The sequence below is a fragment of the Geodermatophilus sp. SYSU D00684 genome, assembly GCF_054050455.1.
Map to the genome: position 1 here is coordinate 157,801 of NZ_JBJGZI010000004.1, position 11,922 is coordinate 169,722.

Here is an 11,922-nt window from a genome sequence, read left to right on the forward strand (position 1 = left end):
AGGGGGTCAGTAGGCGTAGGTGACCCTGGTCCCGAGGGACGAGGAGGTGATGCTGCCGCCCTGGAAGTCCTGCCGGTACACGTCGGGACGGATCCAGGCCCCGTGCCGGACGGGGTAGCCCAGCCGGCCCGCCTCCCCGCCCACCGCGTCGTACGCGCGGGACACGGCACCGGTGACCGGGATGGCGCCGGTCCCGGGCGACCAGTGGATCCGGCCGTTCTGGAAGGCCTGCGTCACGCCGCCCCTCACGGTCGGGTACGGCTCGGTCACCGGGTAGCCCAGCACCCCGGACTCGCCCCACAGCCGGTCGTACTCGAAGCGGCCGGGGCCGTAGACGCCGTGTGCCCCGGTGCCGGGCGACCAGTGGATCCGCCCGTTCTGGAAGGCCTGCGTCCAGCCACCCTGCGCGGTCGGGTAGCGGTCCGCGACCGGGTAGCCCAGCACCCCCGACTCGCCCCACAGCGGGTCGTAGGCCCGGCCGATCACCGACAGCACCGCGTGGCCGCCGGTGGCCGGGGACCAGTGGATGCGCCCGTTCTGGAAGGCCTGGGTGACGCCGCCGTTCGCCGTCGCGTAGCGGTCGGTGACCGGGTAGCCGAGCACGCCGGACTCCCCCCACAGCGGGTCGTACGCGCGCGAGATGTCGCCGTACACCGCGTGCCCGCCCGTCGCGGGCGACCAGTGGATCCGGCCGTTCTGGAACGCCTGGGTCACCCCGCCGTTCGCCGTCGGGTACCGGTCGCCCACCGGGTAGCCCAGCACGCCGGACTCCCCCCACAGCGGGTCGTAGGCCCGGGAGACGTCCCCGTAGACGGCGTGGCCTCCGGTCGCCGGCGACCAGTGGATCCGGCCGTTCTGGAACGCCTGGGTCACCCCGCCGTTCGCCGTCGGGTACTGGTCGCCCACCGGGTAGCCGAGCGGCCCGGACTCACCCCACAGCGGGTCGTACGCCGCGCCGATGACCGCGCCCACGAGGTGCGCCCCGGTCGCCGGGGACCAGTGGATCCGGCCCCAGCGGAAGGCCTGCGTCCATCCGCCGCCGGGCGTCGCGTACTGCTCGCTCGTCGGGTAGCCGATGCCGGAGCCGGAGAAGTCGCCGCGACGCCGGTACTCGTCGAGGAGGATCCCGCGGACGACGTGCGCCCCCGTCGCCGGGGAGTGGTAGACGCTGCCGCCGGGGAAGTGCTGCACGCACCCGCCCCACGGCAGCCCGCACGTGGGCGGCCAGCCCGGGGTGCCGAGCCCGCCGTCGGCCGCGGCGGCGGCCGCGATCGCCGCCGGGCCGGCGGGCACGACCTCCACCGTGGCCTGCTCGGGCGTGACGGCGCGGACGGCGACCGTGACGTCGCCGCCCGACACCGGGACCGCGCGGCCGTCCGCCGGCAGCGGGACCTGGACGTCGGTGCTCCAGCCGCTGCTCGCCGACGGCGTGGCGTCGAGCAGGAGCGTGTCGTCGTCCTCCCCGGGCGCGGTGCGACGCAGCAGCACGCCCGGCTGCGGCGCGGCAGGGCCGAGCTGCCCCAGCCAGCTGTCGCGGCCGGTGCCGCCGGCGGCCCGGTACTCCAGCCAGTAGACGACGCCGTCGGCGTCGGTGAACCGCAGGGCGTAGGCGCGGTCGGCGGTCCGGGCGTCCCAGCGCGGGAGGGTGTAGGTGCCGCCGTCCGGGCCGACGTCCATGGCGGGCAGGTAGGACACGACCTGCGCGGCGTGCGGCGCGGACAGCGAGCCGAGCCGCTCCCAGGAGAAGCCCATGACGTCGTAGTAGTCGGCGTAGGACGACGTCCGGCAGGTACCGGTCTCCACCGAGCGGTCGCACTGCAGCGCCGAGGCGTGGCCGAGGCCGAGGTTGTGGCCGAGCTCGTGGGCGATGACCGACGCGCCGGTGTCCTGGACGTAGACCAGTCCCCCCTCGCTCGTCCACCCGCTGACGGTGCCGAGGCCGTACGCGCAGCCGGGTGAGTCCTGCGGCACGTAGACCAGCAGGTGCTCCCCGCGGTCCGGGGTCCAACCGGCCGCCCGGGCCGCCGTCTCCCAGAGGCCGAAGGGGTCCTCGCAGGTGGCGGCGCTGGGGACCCAGTCCGTCCGGCTCACGACGCCGAAGCGGATGCTGCCGCCGGTCTGCTCGGACCAGTAGCCGGCCACCGGACCGTCCACCGCGGCGACGACGTCGGCGAGGGTGGTGGGGTCGGCCGCCCGCTGGGCCGCGGCGTCGGCCGGCTGCACCATGACCACCCGCACCGGGTGGTTGACCGGCTCCGTCGCGGAGGCGGTCGGCGGCTGGTCGGCCGCGGCGACCACCTCGGCGGACAGCACCTCGCGCGCGGGCTCCAGGCCGTCCTCCGAGGCGGCGTCCTCGACGGGACCGCCCAGGGTCACCTCGACGGTCGCGCCGGCCTCGGCGTCGCCCAGGTCCTCGGTGGGGACGCGCACGGTCTCGCCCGGCGCGGTCCGGATCCAGCTCAGCAGCCCGGCGTCCTCCGCCGCGCCGTGGTGGCGCCCCGGCGTCTCCGGGTCGGCGTAGGCCTGGACCAGCTCGCCGACGACGGTCCCGCCGGCGGCCGGGGGCGCCTCCTCCGCCCGGGCGGCCGGGACGGTGCCGACCAGGGAGAGGACGGCCGCCGCGGCGAGGGCGGCGGCGGCGAGGCGCGGGCGGCGGGCGACGGGCATGGCTCCTCCATCGGCAGCCGCGGCGCCGGACCGCACCCGAACGGGCAGGTCAGCCGCGGCGCAGGCGCGGGAGGACCCGCCGGGTGGCCAGCACGGTCCCGCCCAGGCCGACGGCACCGCCGGCCGCGAGCGCCGGGGTGGCCCAGCCGCTGCCGGCGGGCTCCGTGGCGGCGGCCTCGACCGGTGCCGCGGCGACCGGGGCGGCGTCCTCGGCCGCGGGGTCCTCGGCCGCGGGCGCCGGGGCGACCGGCGCGACGGCGGACACCGGCGGCGCGGCCGGGACGGCGGCGGGCGGGGGCGCGGTCCTCACGGGGCTGCCGGCCAGGACGCGCGGCTCCGGGGCGGCCGGCGCGGGGGAAGGCGCGCCGGCCGCCACGGACGTGCGGACGACGGTCACCGTGGCGCCGGCCGGGGTGACCGCGTCGAGGGTGACGGTGAGCGCGCCGCCGGCGACGGCGACCGGCACGCCCGGCACCAGCGCCGTCTGCAGGTCGGCCTCCCAGCCGGCCGCGGCCGACGGGCTGCCGTCGAGCAGCAGCGACGTGTCCGGCATCCCGCCGGCGCGGTGCAGCAGCACGCCGCTGTCGAGCCGGTACCGGTTGTCCGAGGTCAGCCAGGCGTCGCGGCCGACGGCGGTGCGGTACTCCAGCCAGTAGGCGGTGCCGGCGACGTCGGTCAGGCGCAGCGCGCGGGTGCCGGTGCCACCGCCCAGGGGCGCGAGCGTCGCCGTCGTCGTCCCCTCGCCGGCGGCTTGCACGGCCGCGGCCGGGAGCACGCCGAGCCGGTCGGCCTGGGCGGCGGTGAGGGTGCCGATCCGGTCCCAGGAGACGCCCATGACGTCGTAGAAGTCGCGGTAGGCGGCGGTGCGGCAGGTGCCGGTCTCGACGGCGGCGTCACACTGCAGCGCGCTCGAGTGGCCCAGACCGAAGTTGTGGCCGAGCTCGTGGGCGATGACCGAGGCCAGGTCGTCGCGGACGTAGAGCCGCCCACCCGCGGCGGGGCTCACGCCGACCTGCCCCAGGGCGTAGGAGCAGCCGGGCAGGTCCTGCGGCCGGCTGCTGACGTAGAGCAGCAGGTGGCGGCCGGGGCCGGCCTGGAAGCCGACGCGCGCGGCGACCTCGTCCCACAGCGCGGTGGGGTCGGCGCAGCCGGCGGCGGTGGTGAGCCAGTCGTGGGCGGCGGTGACCCCGACGGTCACCGCGCCGGCGGTCTGCTGCGCCCAGAAGGCCGCGACGTCGCCGTTGACCGTGTCCACGACGTCCGCGAGCGCGGTGCCGTCCGGGGTGCCGCCGGCGGGCGCGACCATCGCGACGGTGACCTGGTTGGTGACCGAGCCCGCCGGGACCGTGGCCGCCGCCCGCGCGGTGCGCACGACCTGCGTGTCCAGCACCTCGAGCGCCGGCTCGTAGCCGTCCTCGGTGGCCTCGTCGTCGGCGGTGCCGCCCACGGTCACCTCGACGGTGCTGCCGACGTCGATGCCGGCGACCGCGTCGGTCGGCACGCGCACCGAGGTCCCGTCGGCGCCCTCGACGAAGGTCAGCGGCTGCTCGTGCGACTCCCCCGCGTGCTGGCCCTCGAGCGAGGTCTCCGGCCAGGCCTGCACGAGCTCCCCGACGACGGTGGTGCCGGCGGTTCCGTCGACGGCGCTGTCGGCCTGCGCCACGGCCACCGGCCCGGCGCACAGCGCGACGACGGCGCCGGCGAGGGCGATGGCCCGCGGGAGGGACCGCGACAGGACTCGGGAGGCGTGCATCCCTCCCGGCATCGGCGGGCCGGCGTCCCAGGTGCACCACCCGGGACCCCACCCGTCACACGCGCCCCGGCGGCCCCGTCCCGCGCGCCCGGGCCGTCACACGCGTCACGCCAGCGCGTCGGCCCCCATCAGCCTCCGGCCGGCCTCGGTGATCGAGCCCGACAGCGACGGGTAGATGGCGAAGGTGTGCGCGAGGTCGCTCACGGTCAGGCCCTTGGTGACCGCCAGCGCGATCGGCAGGATCAGCTCGCTGGCGCCGGGCGACACGACCACCCCGCCGACGACGACGCCGGTGGCCTTGCGGGCGAACAGCTTCACGAACCCCGCGTGCAGGTCGCTCATCTTCGCCCGGGCGTTGGTGGCCAGCGGCAGCTGGACGACGTCGAGGTCGTGGCCTTCGGGCAGCGTCTTCTCCTGCACGCCGACGGTGGCGATCTCCGGGTGGGTGAACACGTTGGCGGCGACGGTCTTGAGCCGGATCGGCTGCACGGCCTCGCCGAGCGCGTGCCACATGGCGATCCGGCCCTGCATGGCCGCGACGCTGGCGAGCTGGAAGACGCCGGTGACGTCGCCGGCGGCGTAGATGCCGGGGACGTTGGTGCGCGACACCCGGTCGACGACGACGTGGCCGGACTCGCGCAGCTCCACGCCGCACGCCTCGAGGTTCAGCCCGGCGGTGTTCGGCACGGTGCCGACGGTCATCAGCGCGTGCGAGCCCTCGACGGTGCGCCCGTCGGTGAGCTCGACCAGCACGCCCTTCTCGGTGCGCTTCACCGACGCGGCGCGGCCGCGCTCGGCGATCCGCCCGCCGCGGGCCTGGAAGACCTCGGCGATGACGTCGGCGGCGTCGGCGTCCTCGCCGGGCAGCACCTGGTCGCGGGAGGAGACGAGGGTGACCGGCACGCCGGCCTCGAGGTAGCCGGAGGCGAACTCCGCGCCGGTGACGCCCGACCCGACGACGACGAGGTGCTCGGGCATCTCGTCGAGGTCGTAGAGCTGGCGCCAGTCGAGGATCCGCTCGCCGTCGGGCTCGCTGCCGGGCAGCACGCGGGGGTCGGCGCCGGTGGCGACGAGGACGACGTCGCACTCGAGCGTCTCCCGCACCCCGCCGTCGCGGTCGAGGACCTCGACGCGGTGCTCGACCAGCCCCCGGACGTCGTCGGCGAGCCGGCCCTGCCCGGACACCAGGCGCACGCCCTCGGCCTCCAGCCGGGCGTGGATGTCGGCGGACTGGGCGACGGCCAGGCCCTTGACCCGGGCGTTGACCGAGGCGAGGTCCAGGCCGACGGTGGCGAGGTCGGCGCCGCGCAGGCCGAGGACGCTGGAGTCGCGGACCGAGGTCATGGTGCCCGCGGCGGCGATGAAGGTCTTCGAGGGCACGCAGTCGGTGAGGACGCTGGCGCCTCCGAGGCCGTCGCGTTCGACGACGGTGACCTGCGCACCCAGAGAGGCGGCCACCAGCGCGGCCTCGTAGCCGGCCGGGCCGCCGCCGATGATGACGATGCGGGTCATGCGGGTCTCCTGCGTCGTGGACCGGGGGGTTCGCCGTCCATCCTCCCAGCCCGGGCGGGTGGTGTCGGCAGGCTCACGGGGTCGTGCGGGCCACACCGGCCGTAGGCTCGGTCGGCGATGGGTCTCTACGCCGCGTACGGGTCCAACATGGACCCCGAGCAGATGCTGCGCCGCTGCCCGTCGTCCCCGCACGTCGGCACCGGCTGGATCCGCGGCTGGCGGCTCGCCTTCGGCGGCGAGGAGTACGGCTGGGAGGGCGCGCTGGCCACCCTCGTGCCGGCCGAGGACCGCGAGGCGCCCGGCGTGTTCGTCGCGCTCTACGACCTCACGCCCGCCGACGAGCGCGAGCTCGACGCCTGGGAGGGCGCCGACCGCGGCCTCTACCGCAAGCTCAACCTGCGGGTGCACACCCTGGGCGGCGACGCCGTCGCCTACGTCTACGCGCTGGACGCCTTCGAGGGCGGGCTGCCGTCGGCGCGGCACCTGGGCGCGATCGCCGACGCCGCCGAGGCCGCCGGGGCCCCGGACGACTACCTCGCCGAGCTCCGCGCCCGCGACTGCCGCTCCGCCTTCTGACCCGCTCGTTCCTCCCCGCGATCATGGCGCCGGGACCACGATCCGGGGCTCCCGGGTGGTCACGGCGCCATGATCGTCCGGCGCGGGGCGCGCCCTGGCGGTCGATCGTCCTGAGCAGTCCGGCTCGCACCCGGCCGACCCTGCGGCGTCGGTCCCGGGTCCCCGCTGCACACCGGGACGCTGTGGACGGGCACCCACCTGGGGACGGCCCGCGATCATGGCGCCGGGACCACTCCGCAGGCCCCGGAGGTGGTCACGGCGCCATGATCGCGGGCTCAGGGCGCCGGGAAGTCAGGTGCCGAGGAAGGTCTCGAGGATCTGCCGGGCGGCCAGGGCCGGGGTGAGCTCGCCGGCCAGCACCGCCTTCTCCAGCTCCAGCGCCTGCGACCGCACCGCCGGGTGCGCGCGCAGCCGGTGCTCGAGCCCGTCGCGCACCAGCTGCCAGGTCCAGCGCACCTGCTGCGCGCGGCGCCGCTCGTCGAAGGCCCCTGACGCCTTCGCCCGGTCCTGGTGCTCGACCAGCTTGGCCCACACCTCGGCCAGCCCCTCGCCGGTCAGCCCGGCGCAGGTCAGGACCGGCACGTCCCAGCCACCCGGGGTGTGCCCGCGCAGCATCCGGATGGCCCCGGCCAGCTCCCGGGCGGCCTTGCGCGCGTCGGCGGCGGCCGGCCCGTCGGCCTTGTTGACGGCGATGACGTCGGCGAGTTCGAGGATGCCGCGCTTGATGCCCTGCAGCTGGTCGCCGGTGCGGGCCAGCGTGAGGAACAGGAACGAGTCGACCATCTCCGCGACGGTGACCTCCGACTGCCCGACGCCGACGGTCTCCACCAGCACGACGTCGTAGCCGGCCGCCTCGACGACGACCATCGACTCCCGCGTCGCCTGCGCGACCCCGCCCAGCGTCCCCGCGGTCGGCGCCGGCCGGATGAAGGCGTTGCGGTCGACGGCGAGGCGCGCCATCCGGGTCTTGTCGCCGAGGATCGACCCGCCCGACCGCGCCGACGACGGGTCGACCGCCAGCACCGCCACCCGGTGCCCGGCACCGGTCAGGTCGACGCCGAGCTGGTCGATGAACGTCGACTTCCCCACTCCGGGCACCCCGCTGATGCCGACCCGCCGGGCCGCCCCCGCGTGCGGCAGCAGCTCGACCAGCAGCTCCTGCGCCCGCTCGCGGTGGTCGGCGCGGCGGGACTCGACCAGCGTGATCGCCCGGGCCAGCGACCGGCGGTCGCCGCCGAGCACCCCCTCGACCAGCGCGGGGACGTCCGGCGCGGGCATCAGAGGCCCACCGCCTCAGTGACCAAGACGCTGCGACAGCGTCCGCAGCAGCTCCTGCGCCGCCTCCGCGATGACCGTGCCGGGCGGGAACACCGCGGCCGCGCCCATCTCCTTCAGCCGCGGCACGTCGCCGGGCGGGATGACCCCGCCGACCACGACCAGGACGTCGTCGGCACCGAGCTCGGCCAACGCGTCGCGCAGCGCCGGCACCAGCGTGAGGTGGCCGGCGGCCAGCGACGAGACGCCGACGACGTGCACGTCGGCCTCGACCGCCTGCCGCGCGACCTCCTCCGGCGTCTGGAACAGCGGGCCGACGTCGACGTCGAAGCCGAGGTCGGCGAACGCGGTGGCGATGACCTTCTGCCCGCGGTCGTGGCCGTCCTGGCCCATCTTGGCGACGAGGATGCGGGGGCGGCGCCCCTCGGCCTCCTCGAACGCCTCGGTCATCCGGCGGGTCTCCTCGAGCGGCCCGGAGCTGCCGGCCTCGTCGCGGTACACACCGGAGATGGTGCGCACCTGGCCGGCGTGCCGCCCGTAGACCTCCTCGAGCGCGTCGGAGATCTCCCCGACCGTCGCCTTGGCCCGCGCCGCGTCGACGGCGAGCTTGAGCAGGTTGGAGTCCAGCGACGCGTCCCGCCGCCCCTCGGCCGCGGCCCGGGCGGCGTCGGTGAGCCGGCGCAGCGCCTCGGTCACCGCGGAGGCGTCCCGGGAGGCGCGCAGCTCGGCCAGCTTGGCCTTCTGCTGGGCGAGCACGTCGGCGTTGTCGACGCGCAGCACCTCGATCGCCTCGTCGGCCTCGACCCGGTACTTGTTGACGCCGATCACCGGCTGGCGGCCGGAGTCGATCCGCGCCTGGGTGCGGGCGGCGGCCTCCTCGATGCGCAGCTTCGGGATGCCGTCGTCGATGGCCTGCGCCATGCCCCCGTGCTCGGCGACCTCCTGGATGTGCGCCCAGGCGCGGCGGGCCAGGTCGTAGGTCAGCTTCTCCACGTACGCCGAGCCGCCCCACGGGTCGATCACCCGGGTCGTCCCCGACTCCTGCTGCAGCAGCAGCTGGGTGTTGCGGGCGATCCGCGCGGAGAAGTCGGTGGGCAGGGCCAGCGCCTCGTCGAGGGCGTTGGTGTGCAGCGACTGGGTGTGCCCCTGGGTGGCGGCCATGGCCTCCAGGCAGGTGCGGACGACGTTGTTGTAGACGTCCTGCGCGGTCAGTGACCAGCCCGAGGTCTGCGAGTGGGTGCGCAGCGACAGCGACTTGTCCTTCCGCGCGCCGGCCTCCTTCACCAGCCGGGCCCACAGCAGCCGCCCGGCGCGGAGCTTGGCGACCTCCATGAAGAAGTTCATGCCGATGGCCCAGAAGAAGGACAGCCGCGGCGCGAACGCGTCGATGTCCAGGCCCGCGGCCTTGCCCGCGTTCAGGTACTCGACGCCGTCGGCGAGGGTGTAGGCCAGCTCCAGGTCGGCCGTCGCCCCGGCCTCCTGGATGTGGTAACCGGAGATGGAGATCGAGTTGAAGCGGGGCATCTCCGCCGAGGTGAAGGCGAAGATGTCGCTGATGATCTGCATCGACGGCTTCGGCGGGTAGATGTAGGTGTTGCGGACCATGAACTCCTTGAGGATGTCGTTCTGGATGGTCCCCGTGAGCTGGTCCGGCCTCACCCCCTGCTCCTCGGCGGCGAGGACGTAGAGCGCCAGGACCGGCAGCACCGCGCCGTTCATGGTCATCGAGACGCTCATCCGGTCCAGCGGGATGCCGTCGAACAGCTGCCGCATGTCCAGGATCGAGTCGATCGCCACCCCCGCCATGCCGACGTCGCCGACGACGCGCGGGTGGTCGGAGTCGTAGCCGCGGTGGGTGGGCAGGTCGAAGGCGACCGACAGGCCCTTCTGGCCGGCGGCCAGGTTGCGCCGGTAGAAGGCGTTGGACTCCGCCGCGGTGGAGAAGCCCGCGTACTGGCGGACGGTCCACGGCTGGGTCGTGTACATGGTCGGGTAGGGCCCGCGCAGGTAGGGCGGCAGGCCGGGGTAGGTCCGGAGGAAGTCCAGCCCGGCGAGGTCGGCGGGGGTGGCCAGCGGCGGGACGGCGATGCCCTCGGGGGTCTCCCAGGTCGCCTCCTCGACGCCGCGGCCGGTCGCCTCCTCGAACGCCTTGGCCCAGTCGTCGGCGCCGGCGTGCGCGGCCGGCCGGCCCAGCTCGACGCCGCCGAAGTCGGGGATCCCGCTCATGCCCGCTCCTCCTTCCCAGGAGCGGCAGAAATGGCCATTTCTGCCGTCACTCCCAGCTGCTCGTGGACGGTGCGGAGCACGTCCAGCGCGTCACACCCGGCGTACACGTACCCGTCGACGCCGTCCACCCCCAGCGAGGGCCTGCCGGCCAGCCACACGTGGGTGGCGCCGGCGGCCCGGAGCTCGGCGGCCAGCGCGGCGGCGGACTCGGCGTAGTCGGCGTCGGTGCCGCAGATACAGGCCACCGTCGTCCCGGCGTCGGCGAACCCGGAGGCGCCGTCGGCGGCGGGGGTGGCCACGCCGCCGGCCTGGAACAGGTTGCCGGCGAAGGAGGCCCGCGCGGTGTGCCGCGCGATCGGGCCGATGGTGGCGAGGTAGACCTGCGGCCGCTCGCCGGCGGCGTCGGCGCGGTCGCGCAGCTCCTCGTACTCCTGCGCGGCCCGCACGCGGGGCAGGCCGCCGGTCGGGTGCAGGGCGGCGGCCGGCTGCCGCTCGGGCAGCTTCTCGGTCAGGTTGGGGAACTCGCTGACGCCGGTGATCGCGTCGCTGCGCTTGGCCAGCCGCTTGGCGCGGGCGTCCCAGGCGGCGGCCAGCCGGTCGCGGACCAGCCCGGAGGTCAGCGCCGCGGCCAGCCCGCCCGCCCGCTCGATCTCGGTGAACCAGGCCCACGCGGCCCGGGCGAGGTCCTCGGTGAGCGACTCGACGTACCAGGAGCCGCCGGCCGGGTCCAGCACGCGGGCGAGGTGGCCCTCCTCGACCAGCAGGCTCTGGGTGTTGCGCGCGATCCGCCGGGAGAAGGCGTCGGGCAGGCCGAGCGCGGCGTCGAAGGGCTGCACGGTGACGACGTCGGCCCCGCCCACGCCCGCGGCGAAGCAGGCGACCGTGGTGCGCAGCATGTTCACCCACGGGTCGCGCCTCGTCGTCATCACCGACGACGTCACCGCGTGCTGGCGCTGCGCCCGGGCCGCCTGCGACGCGCCGCTGACCTCGCCGACCCGGTCCCACAGCCGGCGGGCGGCGCGCAGCGCGGCGATCGTCGTGAACTGGTCGGCCGAGGCGGAGTAGCGGAACTCGACGCGCTCGAACGCCTCGTCCACGGTCAGCCCGCCGTCGGTGAGCGCCCGCAGGTAGGCCACCCCGGCGGCCAGCGAGCAGCCGAGCTCCTCGACCGCGGTCGCCCCGGCGTCGGCGTACACGGTCGCGTCGACGACGACGGTGCGCCAGCCCGCGGGGGTCCGGCGGGCGAGGTCGGCGAGGCCGGCGAGGTCCTGCTCCTCCCCCGACGCGGCCTGGTCGCCGAGCGGGTCGAGGCCCAGCGAGCCGCCGGGCGCGAGGTCGGTGCGGTCGCCGGTCAGCGCCAGCAGCGCCTCGGCGGCCGGCACCCCGCCGGAGACGGCGACCGGCGCGAGGTCGAGGTAGACGTCGGCGAGCACGTCACCGAGGGAGTCCACGGGCACCGCGCCGTCGCCGAGGTGCAGCCACAGCGAGGTGACGCCGTTCTCCAGGTCGGCGGCGATCGCCTCCCGGGTGACCGCGACGTCGGGGTGGGCGTGCCGCTGCCGCACGTCCCAGCCGGCGGGCACCCCGCTCTCCGGGTGCGCCCCGGCGCGGGCGCCGCGGACGAACGGCGGCAGGCCGGGCACGCCGACCGCCGTCGGCAGGTCGCCGGCGTCCTCGGGGGTGTAGAGCGGCGCGACGCTGACGCCGGTGGCCACCGTGCGGCGCAGCGCGTCCTCGGCCGGGTCGGGCAGTTCCTCGCGGCCGGCCTTGCGCAGGACCCCGGCGACCAGCTCGCGCCACTGCTCGCGGCCGACCGGCGGGAAGTCGCCGGCGAGGGACAGCTCGTCGGGCACCTCGTGCTCGGCGGGGACCTCGTCCCCGCCCGGCGTCGCGGTGTCGGTGGCGCTCATCGG

The 11,922-nt window shown here is 76.2% G+C and carries 7 protein-coding genes; 1 reads left to right on the forward strand and 6 read right to left on the reverse strand.

Annotation, left to right across the window (positions count from 1 at the left end):
- Nucleotides 1–6: 6 nt before the first annotated feature.
- From ACI79L_RS04180 to ACI79L_RS04190, 3 genes are all read right to left on the reverse strand, one after another.
- The gene (locus tag ACI79L_RS04180; RefSeq protein WP_456935560.1) at nt 7–2,667 is read right to left on the reverse strand and encodes a zinc-dependent metalloprotease family protein; all 2,661 of its coding nucleotides are present in this window, start codon (nt 2,665–2,667) and stop codon (nt 7–9) included.
- Between the two features lie 49 nt (nt 2,668–2,716).
- Nucleotides 2,717–4,420, reverse strand: coding sequence for a reprolysin-like metallopeptidase (locus ACI79L_RS04185; RefSeq protein ID WP_456935561.1), 1,704 nt, complete (start codon nt 4,418–4,420; stop codon nt 2,717–2,719).
- 105 nt (nt 4,421–4,525) lie between these two features.
- Nucleotides 4,526–6,124 (reverse strand): NAD(P)H-quinone dehydrogenase, encoded by a 1,599-nt coding sequence (locus tag ACI79L_RS04190; protein WP_456935562.1) that lies wholly within the window; start codon nt 6,122–6,124, stop codon nt 4,526–4,528.
- Here ACI79L_RS04190 and ACI79L_RS04195 point away from each other — a divergent pair.
- Entirely contained in the window at nt 6,050–6,508 is a 459-nt protein-coding gene (locus ACI79L_RS04195; RefSeq protein WP_456935563.1) for a gamma-glutamylcyclotransferase family protein, read from the forward strand. The two genes, ACI79L_RS04190 and ACI79L_RS04195, sit on opposite strands and share 75 nt — an antisense overlap.
- A gap of 291 nt (nt 6,509–6,799) precedes the next feature.
- Here the strand turns inward: ACI79L_RS04195 and meaB are convergent, their stop codons facing one another.
- Genes meaB through ACI79L_RS04210 form a run of 3 tightly spaced genes read right to left on the reverse strand, consistent with a single transcriptional unit; the run spans nt 6,800 to nt 11,919 of the window.
- Entirely contained in the window at nt 6,800–7,786 is a 987-nt protein-coding gene (meaB, locus tag ACI79L_RS04200) for a methylmalonyl Co-A mutase-associated GTPase MeaB (protein WP_456935564.1), read from the reverse strand.
- Nucleotides 7,787–7,801: 15 nt separating this feature from the next.
- The gene (gene scpA / locus ACI79L_RS04205; RefSeq protein ID WP_456935565.1) at nt 7,802–10,009 is read right to left on the reverse strand and encodes a methylmalonyl-CoA mutase; all 2,208 of its coding nucleotides are present in this window, start codon (nt 10,007–10,009) and stop codon (nt 7,802–7,804) included.
- Nucleotides 10,006–11,919: a methylmalonyl-CoA mutase subunit beta gene (locus ACI79L_RS04210; protein WP_456935566.1), complete on the reverse strand. Its 1,914-nt coding sequence runs from the start codon at nt 11,917–11,919 to the stop codon at nt 10,006–10,008. Before ACI79L_RS04210 ends, scpA begins: the two co-directional genes overlap by 4 nt.
- Nucleotides 11,920–11,922 lie beyond the last annotated feature (3 nt).

Coding starts and splice junctions, on each gene's coding strand:
- ACI79L_RS04185 (WP_456935561.1), bottom strand. CDS start 4,420: ATGCACGCCTCCCGAGTCCTGTCGCGGTCCCTCCCGCGGGCCATCGCC.
- ACI79L_RS04210 (WP_456935566.1), bottom strand. CDS start 11,919: ATGAGCGCCACCGACACCGCGACGCCGGGCGGGGACGAGGTCCCCGCC.
- ACI79L_RS04180 (WP_456935560.1), bottom strand. CDS start 2,667: ATGCCCGTCGCCCGCCGCCCGCGCCTCGCCGCCGCCGCCCTCGCCGCG.
- ACI79L_RS04195 (WP_456935563.1), top strand. CDS start 6,050: ATGGGTCTCTACGCCGCGTACGGGTCCAACATGGACCCCGAGCAGATG.
- meaB (WP_456935564.1), bottom strand. CDS start 7,786: ATGCCCGCGCCGGACGTCCCCGCGCTGGTCGAGGGGGTGCTCGGCGGC.
- scpA (WP_456935565.1), bottom strand. CDS start 10,009: ATGAGCGGGATCCCCGACTTCGGCGGCGTCGAGCTGGGCCGGCCGGCC.